Here is an 18,702-nt window from a genome sequence, read left to right as displayed (position 1 = left end):
TGTTTGACCGCCATAAACTGGCCCAGCTGCCCACCATCGATTTTCTGCTCGACACCAACACCAGGGGCAAGCCGACCATGGTAACGGGGGCGGCACTGCAACAAGGGTTGCATCAGGCGGCGCGCCAGCCGTTCCGGGTGGTGCCCTTCTTCGACCCGGGAGTCTGGGGCGGGCAGTGGATGAAGCAGGTGTGTGATCTGGACCCGGCCCAACCCAACTACGCCTGGTGCTTTGACTGTGTACCCGAGGAGAACAGCCTCTATCTGCGCTTTGGCGAGGTGAGGGTGGAGATCCCGTCGCAAAACCTGGTGCTGTGCCAGCCCAGCGCCTTGCTTGGGGAGCGGGTACACGCCCGCTTTGGCGCCGAGTTCCCGATCCGGTTCGATTTTCTCGATACGGTGGGGGGGCAGCCGCTCAGTCTGCAGGTGCATCCGTTGACCGAATACATCCAGCAGGAGTTCGGCATGCACTACACCCAGGACGAGAGCTACTACATGCTCGATGCCAAGCCGGACTCCTGCGTCTACCTCGGCACCCGCAACGGTATCGACCCGCAGGAGATGCTGGCAGATCTGGCTGCCGCCCAGCGCGGCGAGAAGCCTTTCGATGACGAGCGTTTCATCAACCGCTTCCCGGCCCGCAAGCACGATCATTTCCTGATCCCGGCCGGAACCGTCCACTGCTCGGGAGAGGGGGCCATGGTGCTCGAGATCAGCGCAACCCCCTACATCTTCACCTTCAAGCTGTGGGACTGGGGTCGGGTCGGGCTCGACGGCATCCCGCGCCCCATCCATCTGGAGCATGGCAGCAAGGTGATCCAGTGGGAGCGCGACACCGACTGGACCCGCGAGCATCTGGTCAATCGCATCGAGCTCGTCGCCGAAGGACCGGGCTGGCGCGAGGAGCGTACCGGACTGCATGAGCGGGAATTTATCGAGACCCGTCGCCACTGGTTCAGTGTGCCGGTGGAGCACGACACCGGCGGTACGGTGCAGGTGCTCAATCTGATTGAGGGACAAGAGGCGACGGTGGAGAGTCCCGACAATGCGTTCGCACCGTTTGTGGTGCACTACGCCGAGACCTTCATCGTACCGGCCTCGGTCGGGCGTTATCGCATCCGCCCGAGCGGCGAGAGTGAAGGGGCGACCATCGCCACCATCAAGGCCTATGTGAGGGGGTAACCAAGATGCTGAGGATCCTTATCGCAACCCATGGTTCACTGGCGCCGGCCCTGCTGGCCAGCGCCAGCATGGTCTACGGCGAGCTGCCCGCGGTGGCGACCGTCTCGCTCACCGAAGAGGGGGGGATAGAGGCGTTTCGCACCGAGTTTGAACAGACCCTGCGCCGTCATGGCGCGGGGGCTGACGGGGTGCTGGTGCTGTGCGACATGGAGTACGGCACCCCCTACAACGTGGCATGCCGCTTTGCGTTTGACTCCGCATGGCCGCAGCCGGTGGCCGTGGTGACCGGGGTGAACTTTCCCATGCTGCTGATGAGTGCCGACTGGCTGGCGGCGACCGATGTGCACGAGGCGGCACGCCAGTTGCTGGCCCAAGCACTGGAATCCATGGTGATCGCGGCCCCGGCGGCACACCAGCAAGATGACAACTTCTAGGAGAGCGAGATGGCGATTTCATTTGTACGCATTGACGATCGGGTGATCCACGGCCAGCTGGTGACGCGCTGGGCCAGAGAGCTGCCCTGCGACGGCATCGTCGCGATTGATGACGAGGTGGCGGCCGATCCGTTGCTCTCCCAGGTGATGATAGGCGCTGTGCCGGACACCAAGGTGTGGCTGTTCGACGTGGCGACGGCCATTGCCAAGCTGCCCAAGGTGATCGCCAGTGACAAGCGCTACTTCGTGATTGGCAAGTCGCCGGTCACCCTGCAGCGGCTCTGCGCCGCCGGCATCTCTCTTGAGAACCACAACGGCAAGATCAACGTCGGGCCCATGAGTGCCCGCGAGCAGACCACCACCATAGGCCCCAACCAGTCGGTGACGGCGCAGGAGATCGCTGCTTTTGACTATCTTGCCAGCCTTGGCCACGAGATTGACTTTCGGCTGGTGCCGGACGCCAGCCACTACAGCTGGGCGGATGCCCAGAAAAAGCTGAAATAGGGAGCAAACATCATGTTTCTGGAAGCAACTCTCATCGGGATACTCTGTTATCTCGGTGCCCTCAGTAGTCCCTGGCTGCTGGGATTGACCGGGGGCTGGTACACCATTACCCGTCCGCTGGTTTCGGGCATGCTGGTGGGGGCCATCCTCGGTGATATCCAGACCGGGATCCTCATCGGGGTGGCGGTGCAGGCGGTCTATATCGCCATGGTGACGCCGGGCGGTTCCATGCCGGCTGATCTCAACTTCGTCGCCTTTCCGGCCATCGCCCTCGGCGTCATGTCGGGCAAGGAGCCGTCAGTTGCCGTGGCCATTGCCGCCACCATCGGCATTGCCGGTACCATCCTCTTCAACTTCATGATGGTCTTCAACTCCTACTGGAACCACAGGGCCGACGTGGCGCTGGAGCAGGCGGATGAAAAGGGGGTGTATCTCAACAGCGCCATTTTCCCGCAGGTCAGCAACTTCGTACTGCGCTTCGTGCCCACCTTTATCGCCGTCTATTTTGGCAATCAGTACATCGAAGGCTTCATGAACAGCCTGCCTGAGCTGGTGATCCGCACCATGACGGTGGTGGGCGGTATTCTGCCGGCGGTCGGCATTGCCATCCTGCTCAAGCAGATCATCAAGCAGAGCAGCATGCTGATCTATTTTCTGGTGGGCTTTGTCGGGATCGTTTTTCTCAAGCTCAACATGGTAGGGCTGGTGATGATCGGCGCCCTGCTTGCACTCATCCACTACAACTACAAGCCGGAACCACGCCCTGCACCGGTTGCCCGTGCAGCCACCCAAACCGATGATGAGGATGAATTCTGATGGACGCAAAGCTGCAAGCGGGCCAGCCGGTGAACAATGCGCCGGTGGCTCTCACTCCCAAGGATCTGCGTGCCTGCTGGCGTTCGTGGATGATGTACAACCTCTCCTCCATGAGCTTCGAACGTCTCGAATCGTTCGGCTTTTGCCTTGGCATGATGCCGGCACTCAAGAAGCTCTATCCCGGCAAGGTGGAGAGGATGGAGGCGATGAAACGCCATGCCTCCTTCTACAACACTGAGCCCCAGATTGGCGCCATCATCAACGGGCTGGCGGTGGGGTTGGAGGAGAAGCGGGCTAACGGCGAGAAGATCGATGGCGAGACCATCAACACCCTGAAAGTCGGCTTGATGGGCCCCATCGCCGGGATCGGGGACTCCATGATCCCGGGCATGCTGGTGCCCATTCTGCTCAGCATCGGCATGGCACTGGCCGCCGGCGGCAGCGTGTTGGGGCCGCTCTTTTACATAATCAGCTTCAACGCCATCGTCATCACCGGCTCCTACATGCTGTTCATGAAGGGCTACCGGATGGGAACCGGCTCGGTGGAGGCGCTGGTGAGCTCGGAGTCGGTCAAACTGCGCGAGGCGCTCTCCCTGCTCGGGGTCTTCGTGATGGGCGGGGTGGCCGCCAGTTATGTCAACCTCTCCACCGGGCTCGATTTTGTCACCTCGGACGGGGTCAATATTCAGGTACAGGCCATGTTGGATGGCATCTTCCCCAAACTGATGCCGCTGCTGGTGGTGCTGGGCACCTGGTATCTGATGGCCAGACGCAATGTCTCGCCGGTCAAGGCGATGCTGGGGCTGCTGGTAGTGGCCTTTGTCGGGGTCGCCATCGGTCTCTTCTAGGCCGATTTTGGAGAGTGAGAGCAAATAACGGGAGAGCGAGGCTCTCCCTTTTTCATGGACTGGGTCCTGGGTCGGGTGGAGGCGAGGTGATGAGATGCATGATGAGATAAGAGCCGCGGCGCAGCGCTGTCAACGTTGGCTGGTGGAGGAGGCGCTGCCCCGTTGGGGATCTCGGGGATTTGATTTGGAAAGGGGGCTGTTTGCCGAAGGGCTGGATGGTGCTGGCGAGCCCCTCTGGCAACCCACCCGATTTCGGGTGCAGAGTCGGCAGATCTATGTGTTCAGCCACGCAGCCCTGCTCGGCTGGTATGAGGGAGGCGAGCTGGCAGAGCGCTGCGCCAGGTTCGGCATGAGGCACTTTGATGATGGTGCCGGCAACCAGCTGTTTTCCCTTAATGCCGATGGTTCTCCTGCCGACAGTTCGGTGTGCTGCTACGAATACGCCTTTGCCCTGCTGGCCGAATGCTGGCTCTACCGCTTGAGCGGCGAGCCGTGCTGGCAGCAACAGGCCGAGTCGCGCTATCAGGCCATCGTGCAGCTTTTTGCCGATCCTGTGTATGGCGGGTTTCACTCCAGCTGGCCAGCCGGTTCGCTGCGCAGCCAAAACCCCCATATGCATCTTTTCGAAGCACTGCTGGTGGCTGCGGAGAGTTTTGATGATCCCCGCTGGCAAGTTCGTGCCCATCGGCTCTATCAGCTGTTTCGCCAGCGCTTTCTGGAGCCCGTCTTGCTGCGGGAGTTCTTCGATGAACGGCTTCTCCCGGTTCATCCTGATTCGCACCTGATCGACCCGGGTCATCACTACGAATGGTGCTGGCTGCTGGCCCGCTATCGGGCATTGGCAAAAGGGTGGAGGTGTGGGCCGAGTGAGCGCGAGATAGATGAGGGGATCGCCATCCTGAACCGCTTTGCCACCGCTCACGGCCACGGGCCGACCGGGCTGGTGATGGATGAGCTTACCGATGACGGGCAGCTCCATCGGGCGACCAGTCGGCTCTGGTGCCAGACCGAGCATCTCAAGGCGCTGCTGGCGACCTATGAGCGGCAAGGGGACGCAGAGATAGCCCATCAGATTGGCGAGGTGGTGAGGCGGATCTTCCACTACTACCTGACGCCAGCCTTGCCCGGCCAATGGGTCGATCAGGTCGATGTTACCGGTCGGCCGCTGACAACTCATGCCCCAGCCAGTACCTTCTACCACCTGTTTGTGGCGTTTAGCGAGCTGGCAAGGGTGGCAGAAAGGAGAAGTGAAAGCGGGTAACAGACCAAGAGAAGATCAAAAATCCCAGCCCGGTTGTTCTTGCTGCTCGGGTTGAGTTCCTTCCTGTGCCTTGCGGCGGGCGGCTTCGACCCGCGCCTTGCGGGCGCGGCACAGGCGCATTACATCCTGCTGCTGGGCGGGGGTCATGGCGAGCCAGTTGAAACGCTCTTCGCGGCTGCGCAAACACCCTTTGCAGTAGCCCTTGTTGTTCACTTCGCAGACCCCGATGCAGGGGCTTTGCAGCGGGAAGATCTCGAGCTGTTCCATCCATCACCTCGCACATCCTGTCACCTTGTTATAACCCAGCTGTCACCTTTGGCGAAATCCCTCTTCAAGTGATTGATGTCGTTTGCTTTCCCCCTGCAAATTTGGCATCTTCCCCGCCGAGCATGGCTATTGGCGTTATATGAGGACATATGAACAAACACGCGTACTGGCTGACCGCCGTGGTGCTGGGTCTGGCCGGGTGTGCAGGCAACTCTGAGCAAAATCAGGTGCCCAAAAAACAGACCGACAACAGATGTTTCCTGAACTGCGAGGTGCCGGTAAATCTGGGCAAGCAGTATCTGGACGGCACCTTGCCGGGGGAGCTGGTCAGGGTTGAGCGGGTCAATAGCCGTGCACGAGCCGATTACAGCAAGTTTGGCCCCCAGAGCAGGCTGGTGCTGGAGCGCTCCGGCAAGATGAATCGCCGCTATGGCGAGCTCTACCACAAGCTCTCCCGCTGGGTGGCCAATGGCGGCAACCCTGCCGACATCACCCGGTACGGCATCAGCCTGGCCCAGCTGGGCGGGGCGGATCGGATGGGTAACGTGCTCTTCACCGGCTACTACTCGCCGGTGCTGGAGGTGCGTCGTCGCCCCGATGCCAAGTACAAATATCCAATTTATGCCATGCCCAACTGTGGCAGCCGTTGTCCGACCCGGGCCCAGATCCATCAGGGGGCGCTGGCCAACCGCGGGCTGGAGCTGGGTTACAGCAAATCCCTTATCGACAACTTCCTGATGGATGTGCAGGGTTCCGGCTTTGTGCACTATGGCGACGAGGATCGGCTGCAATATCTGGGCTACAGCGGCAAGAACGGTCACGGTTACGTGAGTATCGGCCGGGTGCTGATCGACCGCGGCGAAGTGCCCAAGGAGCAGATGTCGATGAAGGCCATCAAGGATTGGGCGAGCCGCCAGCCTGAGGAGAGCGTCAAGGAGCTGGTGGAGCAGAACCCCTCCTATGTCTTCTTCGAGCGCCGCCCGACCAACGATGTTATTGGTGCCGCCGGCATTCCGCTGCTGCCGCTGGCGGCCGTTGCTGCCGACAAGACCCTGTTGCCGATGGGCACACCGATCCTCGCCGAAGTGCCCTTGCTCGACAAAGAGGGCAACTGGACCGGCAAACATCAGCTGCGGCTGTTGATTGCGCTGGATGTGGGCGGCGCGGTGAAGAAGGGCCACCTCGACCTCTACCACGGCATGGGCGAGAAGGCCGGTGTCGCGGCGGGGCATTACAAGCACTTCGGCCGGGTCTGGAAGCTGGGTCTGCACCACGGGCCGACTGCCGCGCCCTGGCTGTAAGGTTCAGTAGGGGCGGGTGGTACATCAGCCGCCTGCCCACGAGGTATAGAGATGGATGTAAAAAAGCCGCCGGAGCAATCCGGCAGCTTTTTATTTGCGTGCTCGAGGTGCTGCAAGCGGGATCAGCGTTTCTGGATATCCAGCTTGATGGCGCCGACCGGCTTGCAGCAGCAGGGGAGACACTCCCCCTGGGAGACAAAGGCGAGCGGCACATTGGGATAGTGCACCTTGCCCGCGATGAGCGGGGTGCGGCAGGCACCGCAATAGCCGCTGCGGCACTGGAACTCGACCCGATGGCCGTGGCGCTCCAGGGTTTCCAGCACGCTTTCGCCGGGATTAGCGTGCAGCACGGCATCCCGGGTATGTACCCGTGGTGCCTGTACCGCCTGCTGTTCGGCAGGCGAGTGCTGGGCAGGGGTCAGCGTGCGGATGGCGTCACTCACAGCTCAAAATCACCCAGATCGTCGGCATTCACTTCGCTGTCGATCTGACCTACCAGATAGGAGCTTACCTCCACCTCTTGCGGGGCGACCTGCACGTTGTCGGAAGAGAGCCAGGTGTTGATCCAGGGGATCGGGTTCTGCTTGGTGCCGGCAAAGGCTGGCTGCAGACCGACGGCGGCCATCCGCAGGTTGGTGATGTACTCGACGTACTGGCAGAGGATGTCCTTGTTCAGGCCGATCATGGAGCCGCCCTGGAACAGGTACTCGGCCCACTCTTTCTCCTGAATGGCCGCCTCTTTGAACAGCTCGAAGCAGGCCTGTTCGCACTCGGCGGCGATCTCGGCCATCTCGGGATCGTCCTGACCGCTGCGCATCAGGTTCAGCATGTGCTGGGTACCGGTCAGGTGGAGTGCCTCATCGCGGGCGATCATCTTGATGATCTTGGCGTTGCCCTCCATCAGCTCGCGCTCGGCGAAGGCAAAGGAGCAGGCGAAGCTGACGTAGAAGCGGATCGCTTCCAGCGCGTTGACGCTCATCAGGCAGAGATAGAGCTTCTTCTTGAGCTCACGCAAGGTGATGGTTACCTCGCGGCCAGCAACGGTGTGGGTTCCTTCACCGTGCAGGTTGTAGAGGGCGGTCGCTTCGATCAGGTCGTCGTAGAAGTGGCTGATGGAGCCGGCGCGCTTGAGGATCTGCTCGTTGGTCACGATGTCGTCGAACACCTGGGCGGGGGTGTTGACGATATTGCGGATGATGTGGGTGTAGGAGCGAGAGTGGATGGTCTCGGAGAACGCCCAGGTCTCGATCCAGGTTTCCAGCTCCGGAATGGAGACCAGCGGCAGCAGCGCTACGTTGGGGCTGCGACCCTGAATGGAGTCCAGCAGGGTCTGGTACTTCAGGTTGGAGATGAAGATGTGCTGCTCGTGGGGCGGCAGGGCCTGATAGTCGATGCGATCACGGGAGACATCCACCTCTTCCGGGCGCCAGAAGAAGGAGAGTTGCTTTTCGATCAGCCGCTCGAACACTTCGTGCTTTTGCTGGTCATAACGGGCTACGTTGACCGATTGGCCAAAAAACATCGGCTCTTTGAGCTGGTCGTTTTGGGTTTGGCAGAAAGTTGAATAGGCCATGGTTACCAGAATGTCTGTATGGAGAAAACAGGAGAGCGGGAGCTTGTCGCTCCCGCCCGGTTATCAGATCTTGCCGTGACTTAGATTTTGCAAGCCCCGCCAGCACAACCGTCATCTTGCAGATCGGTCTGGGCATCGTCCGCACCATCACGGGTGTTGTGATAGTAGAGGGTCTTGAGGCCGTATTTGTAGGCGGTCAGCAAGTCCTTCAGCAGCTGCTTCATCGGCACCTTGTTGCCTTCGAAACGGGCCGGGTCGTAGTTGGTGTTGGCGGAGATCGCCTGATCCACAAACTTCTGCATGATACCGACCAGCTGAAGGTAGCCGTCAACGCTCGGTTGCTTCCAGAGCAGCTCGTATTGATCTTTCAGGCGATCATACTCGGGCACTACCTGTTTGAGAATGCCGTCTTTGGATGCCTTGACCGATACCAGACCGCGCGGCGGCTCGATACCGTTGGTGGCGTTGGAGATCTGGCTGGAGGTCTCGCTCGGCATCAGGGCGGTCAGGGTGGAGTTGCGCAAGCCCACGGACTTGATCTCTTCGCGCAGGCTTTCCCAATCCAGATGCAGCGGCTCGTTGCACAGCGCATCCAGATCCTTCTTGTAGGTGTCGATCGGCAGAATGCCCTGGGCATAGGTGGTCTCGCCAAACAGCGGGCATGGACCGAATTCGCGGGCCAGCTGCGCGGAGGCTTTCAGCAGGTAGTACTGGATGGCCTCGAAGGTACGGTGAGTCAGGGCCAGACCGGAGCCGTCAGAGTAGCGGGCACCGTTCTTGGCCAGGTAGTAGGCGTAGTTGATGACGCCGATCCCCAGAGTACGACGACCCATGCTGCCACGCTTGGCGGCGGCAATCGGGTAGTCCTGATAGTCGAGCAGGGCATCGAGGGCACGCACGGCCAGATCGGCCATCTCTTCCAGATCTTCCAGCTTGTCGATGGCACCCAGGTTGAAGGCTGAGAGGGTGCACAGGGCGATCTCGCCGTTCTCGTCGTCGATGTTGTTGAGCGGCTTGGTCGGCAGCGCAATCTCGAGGCAGAGGTTGGACTGGCGCACCGGCGCCACGCTCGGATCAAAAGGGCTGTGGGTGTTGCAGTGATCGACGTTCTGGATGTAGATGCGACCGGTACCGGCACGCTCCTGCATCATCAGGGAGAAGAGATCGACGGCCTTGAGGGTCTTTTTGCGAATGGCCGGATCCTGCTCGTACTTGACGTAGAGCTCTTCGAACTTGTCCTGATCGGCGAAGAAGGCGTCGTATAGGCCCGGCGCATCGGACGGGGAGAACAGGGTGATGTCACCGCCCTTGATGAGGCGCTGATACATAAGCTTGTTGATCTGCACGCCGTAGTCCATGTGACGGACACGGTTCTCTTCCACGCCGCGGTTGTTCTTCAGCACCAGCAGGCTTTCCACTTCGGTGTGCCACAGCGGGTAGAACAGGGTGGCCGCACCGCCGCGCACGCCGCCCTGGGAGCAGCACTTCACGGCAGTCTGGAAGTATTTGTAGAAGGGGATGCAACCGGTGTGGAATGCTTCGCCGCCACGGATCGGGCTGCCCAGACCGCGGATGCGCCCGGCGTTGATGCCGATACCGGCGCGCTGGGAGACGTAACGCACGATGGAGCTGGCGGTGGCGTTGATGGAGTCCAGGCTGTCGTCGCATTCGATCAGGACGCAGGAGCTGAACTGACGGGTCGGGGTGCGCACGCCGCTCATGATCGGGGTCGGCAGGGAGATCTTGAAGGTCGAGACCGCATCATAGAAGCGCTTGATGTAGTCCAGACGGGTATCTTTCGGATACTTGGAGAAGAGGCATGCCGCCACCAGGATGTAGAGGAATTGCGGGCTCTCGTAGATCTCGCCGGTGACACGGTTTTGTACCAGATACTTGCCTTCCAGCTGCTTGACCGCTGCATAGGAGAAGTTCATGTCGCGCCAGTGATCCATGTGCGCGTTCAGCTCTTCGAACTCTGCCTGGGTGTAGTCTTCCAGCAGGTGTTTGTCGTACTTGCCCATGTCGACCAGACGAGCCACGTGCTGGTAGAGGTGGGGCGGTTCGAACTGGCCGTAGGCCTTCTTGCGCAGGTGGAAGATGGCCAGACGGGCAGCCATGTACTGGTAGTCAGGGGTCTGCTCGGAGATGAGGTCAGCCGTTGCCTTGATGATGGTTTCGTGAATGTCGGCGGTACGGATACCGTCATAGAACTGGATGTGGGACTTGAGCTCTACTTGGGAGACCGACACGTTGTCGAGACCCTCGGCGGCCCAGTCCAGCACGCGGTGAATTTTATCCAGATCGATGGGTTCTTTGTGTCCGTTACGCTTCGTCACAAACAAGTTCATTGGCTGATGACCTTTAGTTGATTCCCGAAAAACCATCGCACGCCACCCGGCTGCTGGCGGTCACAGGAGGACAGACCGGTGCAGTTGTTGGGTAACTATTGTGCGATGAATCACAAGATATAGTGTTATTTTGATGTCGAGCTACAAGATAGTGAGGTCGACTGCGCATTGCAATGTGTGGATAACTGGCTTGCTGTGGATAAATTGTGGGTGTTGTTGTCTCTGTTAGTGGTTGCTCACAGTGAGCGGGTTTTCATTCGTCCGCTTCGTCAAATGCAAGCCTCCCGATCGAAGATGGAAAATTTAAATAACTTTTTTTGCTTGCGAAAAGGGGGCCTTTTTACTAGCAAACGCCTGCTGATTATCCCTTGCCCAACAAGGGACAAAAGCTGTCCAGCGCTCGGTTGTCACTGCAAAATGTGAAACGCACTTTCTCGGTCTGCTTGTTGACAGTTGCCTCAGCGAAACGGGAGCAAGGTTGTCATATGGACTCTTTGTGACAGTTAAAGTTGCCTTGGTGATCCACCTACGCTCTCTTCTCGTTAGCTGTTGGGGATAGGAGAAGGCCGTAAAAAAGGGCATCAACCTGATGCCCCAACTCTTGCAACGTCACGACCGGCAGTTTCAGCCCAGCTCGTAGCGCAGCCAGTGATGCAGCGCCTGCACGGTATCAAAGTGCAGATCGGCGCCCCACTCGGCGGGATTCTCGTTATCGTTCAGATAGCCCCAGCCAGCAACCGCAGTGCGCATGCCGGCGTTGCGGCCCGCTTCGATGTCGCGCACATGATCCCCCACATAGAGGCAGTGAGCTGCTTCGACCCCCAGCTTTTCGCAGGCAAAATACATGGGGGCTGGGTCGGGTTTGCGTACCGGCAGGGTATCGGCGCTGACGGCGACGCCGCAGCTGGCAAGCTGTGGCAGCGCCGCCAGCAGCGGCTCGGTGAGAAAGGCCGGCTTGTTGGTGACGATGCCCCAGGGCAGCTGCTTCTCGTCGAGCCACTCGATGAGATCCACCATACCGTCATAGGGGCGGGTACCGACGCAGAGATTGGCTGAGTAGAAATCGAGCAGGGCATTGCGCAGGCGGGTGGCACCCAGCTCTTCCAGCAGATCGTCGCCGAGCCCCGCTCTGAGCAGCCCGAGAGCGCCGTGGGAGGTGGTCTGGCGAATGATCTCGTCAGAAAGCGGTGCAAAGCCTTCGCTGATCAGCACGTGATTGACGGCGGCGCCCAGATCCGGCGCTGTGTCGAGCAGGGTGCCGTCCAGATCGAACAGCACACAGCCGAGGGGCTGCGGGTGAGAGGTGCTCATCAGCCGTGCTCCGGGTGGATGAACTCCACCATATAGTTGACGTCGACGTTGCGGCCGAGCCGGAAGCTGTTGGAGAGTGGCGCGTAGTGGACGCCGCTCATGTCGCGCACCAACAGGCCCGCGGCTTCACCCATGCGACAGAGTTCGGCGGGCATGATGAACTTTTTGTGATCGTGAGTCCCCTTGGGCACCATCTTCATCAGGTATTCGGCCCCGAGGATCATCATCAGATAGGATTTGGGATTGCGATTGATGGTGGAGACGAACACCCGGCCACCCGGGCGCACCAGGGTCGCGATGGCGCGCAGCACTGAAGCCGGGTCAGGCACGTGCTCCAGCATCTCCATGCAGGTGACCACATCATACTGGCCGGGTGCTTCTTCAGCGTGTGCTTCGGCAGTGATCTGGCGGTACTCGAGCTCGACACCCTGCTCCAGTGCATGCAGGCGAGCGACACCGAGGGGCTCCTTGCCCATGTCGATACCGGTCACCTGTGCCCCGCGGCGGGCCATGCTCTCGGCGAGGATGCCGCCGCCACAGCCGATGTCGAGCACGCGCTTGCCAAACAGGCCGCCGCTCTTGTTGGTTATCCAGTCAAGTCGCACCGGATTGATCTGGTGCAGGGGCTTGAACTCCCCCTCCATGTCCCACCAGCGAGAGGCGATGGCTTCAAATTTGGCGATTTCGGTCAAGTCGACATTGGCGTCACTGTTCATTTATCGAAGATCCTGTGGCAGGGCGCGCAGAGCGGGTGACTCGCGCGCAATCTATTGTCCTGGCGGGCATTATAACGGACGGACTTTGTCAAACCAGCCCGATTTGTGGCTTAAGGAATCCGCCTTGGTGTGTTACCATGTCGCGCTGTTTAAGCCAAAGAACAACTAATTAGGGATTAAGGCTTTCTATGAGCGATCTGGCCAGAGAGATCACGCCGGTCAACATCGAAGAAGAGCTCAAGAGTTCCTATCTTGATTACGCCATGAGCGTGATCGTAGGACGAGCTCTGCCGGATGTGCGTGATGGCTTGAAACCGGTTCACCGCCGCGTTCTGTATGCAATGAACGAGCTGGGGAACGACTGGAACAAGCCCTATAAAAAATCGGCCCGTGTGGTCGGTGACGTAATCGGTAAATATCACCCGCACGGCGATATCGCTGTGTATGACACCATCGTCCGGATGGCGCAGGATTTCTCCATGCGCTACATGCTGGTCGACGGTCAGGGCAACTTCGGTTCGGTCGATGGCGACAGCGCCGCGGCCATGCGTTACACCGAAGTGCGGATGGCACGCATCTCCCACGAGCTGCTGGCCGATCTGGACAAAGAGACCGTGGACTGGGTGCCGAACTATGACGGCACCGAGATGATCCCGGCTGTCATGCCCACCAAGGTTCCCAATCTGCTGGTCAACGGCTCCTCCGGTATTGCGGTGGGCATGGCGACCAACATTCCGCCTCACAACCTCACCGAGATTGTCAACGGCTGCCTGGCGCTGATCGAAAACGGCGACCTCACCATTGACGAGCTGATGACCTACATCACCGGCCCGGATTTCCCCACCGGCGGCATTATCAACGGTCGTTCCGGTATCGTGCAGGCGTACCGTACCGGTCGTGGCTCCATCTATGTGCGGGCCAAGGCTGAAGTGGAAGTGGACGAGAAGACCAGTCGCGAGACCATCATCGTTCACGAAATTCCCTATCAGGTGAACAAGGCTCGTCTGATCGAGAAGATCGCCGAGCTGGTCAAAGACAAAAAGATCGAGGGTATCAGTGCCCTGCGCGACGAGTCCGACAAGGACGGTATGCGCATCGTTATCGAGATCAAGCGTGGCGAGTCCGGCGAGATTGTGCTGAACAATCTCTACAAGCACACCCAGATGCAGACCACGTTCGGCATCAACATGGTGGCGCTCGATAACAACCAGCCCAAGGTGATGAACCTTAAAGAGATCCTGGATGCGTTCCTGCTGCACCGCCGCGAAGTGGTGACCCGCCGGACCGTGTTCGAACTGCGCAAGGCGCGGGATCGGGCGCACATCCTTGAAGGTCTGGCGGTTGCGCTGGCCAACATCGATCCGGTTATCGAACTGATCCGTCACAGTGCCACCCCGGCTGACGCGAAAGCGGGCCTGGTTGCCAAGGGCTGGGAGCTCGGCAACGTCGCTGCCATGCTGGAAAAAGCCGGTGACGACGCGGCGCGCCCCGAGTGGCTGGAGCCCGAGTTTGGCATTCGCGACGGTTACTACTACCTGACCGAGCAGCAGGCACAGGCCATCCTTGACCTGCGTCTGCACAAGCTGACCGGCCTTGAGCACGAGAAGATCCTGGAAGAGTATCAGGAGTTGCTGGATCTCATCGCCGAGCTGCTGCACATCCTGGCTAGCCCGGCTCGTCTGATGGAAGTGATCCGCGATGAGCTGCTGGCCGTGCGCGACCAGTATGGCGACGAGCGTCGTACCGAAATCAGCATGTCCAGTGCCGAGATCAACATCGAAGATCTGATCACCCCGGAAGACGTGGTGGTGACGCTGTCCCACCAGGGTTACGTGAAGTATCAGCCGCTCTCCGATTACGAAGCCCAGCGCCGTGGCGGCAAGGGCAAGTCCGCGACCCGGATCAAGGAAGAGGACTTCGTCGAGCGTCTGCTGGTGGCGAACACCCACGACACCATTCTGTGCTTCTCTACCCGCGGCAAGGTCTACTGGCTCAAGGTTTACCAGCTGCCGGAAGCGTCCCGTGGCGCCCGTGGTCGTCCCATCATCAACCTGCTGCCGCTGGAAGAGGGTGAGCGCATCACCGCCATTCTGCCGGTCAAGGAGTATGATGCCGAGAAGTATGTCTTCTTCGCGACCGCCAACGGTACCGTGAAGAAGACCAGTCTCTCCGACTTCAGCCGTCCGCTCTCCTCCGGTATCCGTGCCATCAACCTCAAAGAGGGTGATGAGCTGATCGGGGTGGATATCACCGACGGCAGCAACGAGATCATGCTCTTCTCCGATGCGGGCAAGGTTGTTCGCTTCGCTGAAGGCAGCGGTCGCGCCGATGCGGATGCCAGCGATGAGGTCGAAACCGACGACGATGCCGGCAACGACGATGATGGCAGCGACAACGGTGAAGGCACCGAAAGCAAGGGTACCTTCAAGGGCGTGCGTCCGATGGGCCGTACCGCCGCCGGTGTCCGTGGTATCAAGCTGGCCGCTGGCGACAAGGTGGTTTCCCTTATCGTTCCGCGCGGCGAAGGTGCCATCCTCACCGCCACCGAGAACGGTTACGGCAAGCGTACCGCACTCGACGAGTACCCGACCAAGAGCCGTGGTACCCAGGGCGTTATCTCCATCAAGGTGGACGATCGCAACGGCAAGGTCATCGATGCCATCCAGGTTGAAGAGACCGATCAGATCATGCTGATCACCAACGGCGGCACTCTGGTGCGTACCCGTGTGGCCGAGGTGAGCATTATTGGTCGCAACACCGGTGGTGTGCGTCTGATCCGTACCGGTGAAGACGAAACCGTAGTCGGTCTGCAGCGCATCGCCGAAAGCGATGAAGACGAGAACGATGCAGTGGTTGCTGAGGGTGAGGTGTCCGAAGGCACTGATACCGCAGCAGACGCCGCCGGTTCCGTTGATGGCGAGGCGGGCGACGAGTAATCGTTCCCCCCTTGCTGCAGCAGATAAAAAGAGCGACCTTGCGGTCGCTCTTTTATTTTCTTCGTTTGGATGTTTTCTTCACTTTGGCCCGAGCTGCCGGGGCATCATCATTACTCCTGCAGCCACATTCTGGCGCTGCGAGCAGGGATCGCCAGCCGTACCCACTGACTCTGCACATTGACTATCGCATTCTGATCGAGAACATCCCGGTAGTTGCGATACCAGTTCATCTCGTATTTGGTGGTGTCGAGCCAGTACTCCTGCTCCTGCCCGCATTTGTTGATGCCAACCAGTCCCTGCTTGCCGCGTTTGAACAGTACGAAGCAGTTGTCGCTGCCGATCAGCTGCATCGGTTGCCCTTGTACTGCATTGTGGAAACGGATCATTCCCTTGAGATCGGCGCGCAGGTAGTAGTCCTGCCAGCGTAAGCCATCCTTGTCTCGGGTTTCGCCATGATCGGAGTAGACCAGTGGTGAGCCACCATCGCGCCCGAGCAGGTAGGCATATGCCAGTGACTCGTCTGTCTGGTTCAGGATCTGGTAGCGAAAGCCGTCATTGGTGGGGATGTCGTGGGTGACCGCGAAGGTGACCGCACGGCTGCCAGGCAGTGCCTGACCATAAGCACCCGGATCGGCCAGCAGGTTCATGCTGCCACCATAACTGAAGGCGCCGCGCAGGGAAGCAAAGAGCGGGAAGTCATAGGCGCCCTGACCGCTGCTGTCGAGGTAGGGCTTGAGGAAGTTTTCATAGTCGCTGTTGCCGGCGCCCCCCGTGGTGATCACCTCGCCAAAGACGTGCATCCCCTGTTTGATTTCGGGAGTGAAGATGGCATTGATCTGGTAATCACTCATGTGCTTGACCGCATCGACCCGAAAGCCTTTGATCCCCATCCCCTTGAGTGCCTGCAGGTAGGCCTGTTGCTGGCTCACCACCCAGTTGTTGGGGTCAAGATCCGGCAAGCCCTTGTCACCGGGTCCGCCGCACAGCCGCCAGTACTGGACATGGCCCGGATTGTTCCAGTCGGTGATGCACCCTTCCGGATGAAAATCCTGACCGGAGAGGAAGTTTTGCCCCAGATCGCCAAACAGTTTCTGGCGCTCGAAGTAGCTGGGGTTGCTGGCGTAGCTCTGCAGCAGCTCGTTGCCGGGATAGTTGAGATCGCTGCGTTTCCAGCTTTCGTTGGCCATGTGGTTGAGCACCACATCGGCGTAGACGGCGATACCTCGCGCCCTCATGGCGGCGATCAGCTGCTCGAGATCCTGCTTGTTGCCAAGGGGGGAGTCGACAAGGCGCAGATCCTGGGGTTGGTAACGGGCCCACCAGTCGTTGCCCGAGGACTTCAGTGGCGGTGAGATGAGCACCTGTTTATAGCCGGCACTCTTGATGAGATCAGCTTTGGCGGTCACTTCACTGTACTTCCAGTTGAAGGCGTGCAGTATGACATCGGCGTGCGCCAAGGGGGCGATCAGCATACCTGCGATCGCCAGCATTCCCGCTGTGTGTTTCATTGTTATTTCCCTTTCTTGTTGTTGTGACTATGCCTGAAATGGGCAGAGCAGCTTTGGCACAACCAGGGTCAATCGCAATCGCATTCCGGTGGATTTGTGATGGATTTCAAGGTGAGTTCGCTGAAGTTGTGAGCAATTTCAGATTTCAATGGCTCTGGTTGCTATGCCGCCGAGGTGACGCTTTTTAGTAATTTGTTTGTCACCAGCTTGTCATCACAGCGGGTTATCTTGTCCGGCGAGTGATGCATCCTGACATCACACTCAGCGTGGTTCACATTGACCGCACAGGAGCTGCATATGACCAGTTGGATAACCTGGGAGATCTGGTGGAGTCGGGTATGGGGTGAATCAGAGCTGCCAACCCGTGGTGAAGAGTCGCTGGAAGTGGCCCATGAGCCGTCACGACTCCCGGCAGAACTGTTGGAGCAGGGCAGGGATGAGCGCGTACCCTGAAGGCTTGCATGTTACATCGCAGCCCTTGGCTTTTTAGAAGAGTGTCAGCTGCTCGCCCGGGCGGATAAAGAGATCCTCCCTTAATTGAACATGGCGCTTGCCAAGACCCAGCCGCTTGCTGATCAGGCGAAAGCGCTGGGACAACAGGTCGGCAAAGTGTCCCTCACCACGCATACGCGTGCCAAAGGCTGCACTGTTGAGCCCGCCACCGCGGCTGGCCCGCAGCTGGTTCAGAATTGCCTCCTTCTGGCCGGGATAGTGCTCATCCAGCCAGTCACTGAACAGCGGCGCCAGCTCGTGAGGCAAGCGCAGCAAGATATAGTCGGCGCAACAGGCGCCAGCGTTGGCAGCCGATTTGATGATCTGCTCCAGCTCAGGCTCATTGAGCCTCGGAATCATCGGGGCTGCCAGCACACCAACCCGTACCCCGGCGCTGGCCAGCTTCTCGACCACTTTCAAGCGACCGGCGCCCGTGCTTGCGCGGGGCTCCAGTTGTCGCCGCAGGGTTTCATTCAAGGTTGTCACCGACACCATCACCTGACAGAGCCCTTCTCTGGCGAGTTCGCTCAGCAAGTCGAGATCGCGCAGGATCATGGCGCTTTTGGTGATAAGGCCCACCGGATGGCGATGGGCCAGCATCACTTCCAGCAGTTGACGGGTGAGACGATAGCGCTGCTCAACAGGCTGGTAGGGGTCGGTATTGGCGCCGATGACGATGCTCTGTGGCTGATACGCCTGTTTGGCAAACTCCCGGCGCAGCAACTCGGCTGCATTGAGCTTGGCAAACAGTTTGGTTTCGAAATCGAGGCCGGGGGATAGCTCCAGATAGGCGTGGCTGGGTCTTGCATAGCAGTAGATGCAGCCGTGTTCGCACCCCTGATAGGGGTTGATGGAGCGGCCAAAGGGCACATCCGGCGAGCTGTTGTAACTGATAATGCTGCGGGCCTCTATTTCGCGTACTTCTGTGCCGGGGGCAGAGGCTGTGAAGGCGGCATCCCAATCGTAAGAGTGCCAGCCATCGTCGACCGTCTCGATCCGCGGGCCGCTGAAACGGTGGTCGATATTGTGGTTGCTGCCTCGTCCGGCCATGAATTTCATCTTTACTGTATGTGCATACAGTTATTCTGTGATCATCGCTCACCAAAGACAAGTCTCTTTGTCACTACCCGACTTTAAATTGCATCGGTAGGGCATCTCTGGCTTGATCCGGCGGCTACATTTCGTTTACATAAACAAAATGCGAAC

Annotated in this window: 17 protein-coding genes; 9 read left to right on the top strand and 8 right to left on the bottom strand. The window is 59.5% G+C overall.

The features are described from left to right. From AACR93_RS21660 to AACR93_RS21635, 6 genes are all read left to right on the top strand, one after another. On the top strand, positions 1-1,181 hold a 1,181-nt coding region (locus AACR93_RS21660), incomplete at its 5' end, for a class I mannose-6-phosphate isomerase (protein ID WP_043851921.1). A 5-nt stretch (positions 1,182-1,186) separates the two neighbouring features. Then, positions 1,187-1,615, top strand: a complete 429-nt coding sequence (locus AACR93_RS21655; protein WP_043851920.1) for a PTS sugar transporter subunit IIA — start codon at positions 1,187-1,189, stop codon at positions 1,613-1,615. Between the two features lie 9 nt (positions 1,616-1,624). Next, entirely contained in the window at positions 1,625-2,119 is a 495-nt protein-coding gene (locus AACR93_RS21650) for a PTS system mannose/fructose/N-acetylgalactosamine-transporter subunit IIB (RefSeq protein WP_041207847.1), read from the top strand. Positions 2,120-2,131: 12 nt separating this feature from the next. After that, on the top strand, positions 2,132-2,935 hold the full coding sequence (locus tag AACR93_RS21645) for a PTS mannose/fructose/sorbose/N-acetylgalactosamine transporter subunit IIC (protein ID WP_043851919.1): 804 nt from the start codon (positions 2,132-2,134) through the stop codon (positions 2,933-2,935). Beyond that, complete coding sequence (locus AACR93_RS21640) at positions 2,935-3,783, top strand: PTS system mannose/fructose/sorbose family transporter subunit IID (protein ID WP_043851918.1); 849 nt, start codon at positions 2,935-2,937, stop codon at positions 3,781-3,783. The genes AACR93_RS21645 and AACR93_RS21640 overlap by 1 nt, the downstream gene beginning before the upstream one ends. Before the next feature lie 94 nt (positions 3,784-3,877). Continuing rightward, positions 3,878-5,044 carry an AGE family epimerase/isomerase gene (locus AACR93_RS21635; protein ID WP_043851917.1) on the top strand — a complete coding sequence of 389 codons (1,167 nt, stop codon included), beginning with the start codon at positions 3,878-3,880 and terminating at the stop codon, positions 5,042-5,044. Positions 5,045-5,059: 15 nt separating this feature from the next. On the opposite strand, the gene AACR93_RS21630 is transcribed toward AACR93_RS21635, so the two are convergent. Continuing rightward, a complete protein-coding gene (locus tag AACR93_RS21630) occupies positions 5,060-5,311 on the bottom strand; it encodes a DUF1289 domain-containing protein (protein WP_043851916.1) in 252 nt (83 codons plus the stop codon). A gap of 149 nt (positions 5,312-5,460) precedes the next feature. On the opposite strand from AACR93_RS21630, the gene mltA reads away from it, so the two are divergent. Beyond that, a complete protein-coding gene (gene mltA, locus AACR93_RS21625) occupies positions 5,461-6,612 on the top strand; it encodes a murein transglycosylase A (protein WP_043851915.1) in 1,152 nt (383 codons plus the stop codon). A gap of 122 nt (positions 6,613-6,734) precedes the next feature. Here the strand turns inward: mltA and yfaE are convergent, their stop codons facing one another. The 5 genes from yfaE to ubiG form a co-directional block, all read right to left on the bottom strand. Beyond that, positions 6,735-7,055, bottom strand: a complete 321-nt coding sequence (yfaE, locus tag AACR93_RS21620; protein WP_043851914.1) for a class I ribonucleotide reductase maintenance protein YfaE — start codon at positions 7,053-7,055, stop codon at positions 6,735-6,737. Further along, the gene (nrdB, locus tag AACR93_RS21615) at positions 7,052-8,185 is read right to left on the bottom strand and encodes a class Ia ribonucleoside-diphosphate reductase subunit beta (protein WP_019445145.1); all 1,134 of its coding nucleotides are present in this window, start codon (positions 8,183-8,185) and stop codon (positions 7,052-7,054) included. The genes yfaE and nrdB overlap by 4 nt, the downstream gene beginning before the upstream one ends. A gap of 80 nt (positions 8,186-8,265) precedes the next feature. Beyond that, entirely contained in the window at positions 8,266-10,533 is a 2,268-nt protein-coding gene (gene nrdA, locus AACR93_RS21610; RefSeq protein WP_043851913.1) for a class 1a ribonucleoside-diphosphate reductase subunit alpha, read from the bottom strand. Positions 10,534-11,157: 624 nt separating this feature from the next. Further along, positions 11,158-11,844: an HAD family hydrolase gene (locus tag AACR93_RS21605; protein ID WP_043851912.1), complete on the bottom strand. Its 687-nt coding sequence runs from the start codon at positions 11,842-11,844 to the stop codon at positions 11,158-11,160. After that, positions 11,844-12,560, bottom strand: a complete 717-nt coding sequence (gene ubiG / locus AACR93_RS21600; protein WP_043851911.1) for a bifunctional 2-polyprenyl-6-hydroxyphenol methylase/3-demethylubiquinol 3-O-methyltransferase UbiG — start codon at positions 12,558-12,560, stop codon at positions 11,844-11,846. Before ubiG ends, AACR93_RS21605 begins: the two co-directional genes overlap by 1 nt. Before the next feature lie 188 nt (positions 12,561-12,748). Between ubiG and gyrA the strand changes: the two genes are divergently transcribed. Next, positions 12,749-15,496, top strand: a complete 2,748-nt coding sequence (gyrA, locus tag AACR93_RS21595; protein ID WP_043851910.1) for a DNA topoisomerase (ATP-hydrolyzing) subunit A — start codon at positions 12,749-12,751, stop codon at positions 15,494-15,496. Positions 15,497-15,606: 110 nt separating this feature from the next. On the opposite strand, the gene AACR93_RS21590 is transcribed toward gyrA, so the two are convergent. Continuing rightward, positions 15,607-17,004 carry an alpha-amylase family protein gene (locus AACR93_RS21590; protein WP_043851909.1) on the bottom strand — a complete coding sequence of 466 codons (1,398 nt, stop codon included), beginning with the start codon at positions 17,002-17,004 and terminating at the stop codon, positions 15,607-15,609. A gap of 297 nt (positions 17,005-17,301) precedes the next feature. On the opposite strand from AACR93_RS21590, the gene AACR93_RS21585 reads away from it, so the two are divergent. Further along, entirely contained in the window at positions 17,302-17,457 is a 156-nt protein-coding gene (locus AACR93_RS21585) for a hypothetical protein (RefSeq protein WP_197077978.1), read from the top strand. 33 nt (positions 17,458-17,490) lie between these two features. Here the strand turns inward: AACR93_RS21585 and AACR93_RS21580 are convergent, their stop codons facing one another. Continuing rightward, positions 17,491-18,546: a PA0069 family radical SAM protein gene (locus AACR93_RS21580; RefSeq protein WP_043851908.1), complete on the bottom strand. Its 1,056-nt coding sequence runs from the start codon at positions 18,544-18,546 to the stop codon at positions 17,491-17,493. Between the last annotated feature and the right edge of the window lie 156 nt (positions 18,547-18,702).

Source organism: Aeromonas sp. L_1B5_3 (assembly GCF_963866575.1).
GTDB lineage: Bacteria > Pseudomonadota > Gammaproteobacteria > Enterobacterales > Aeromonadaceae > Aeromonas > Aeromonas jandaei.
Note: the sequence above shows the minus strand (reverse complement) of the source record. Positions and strands in the feature narration are given on the sequence as shown.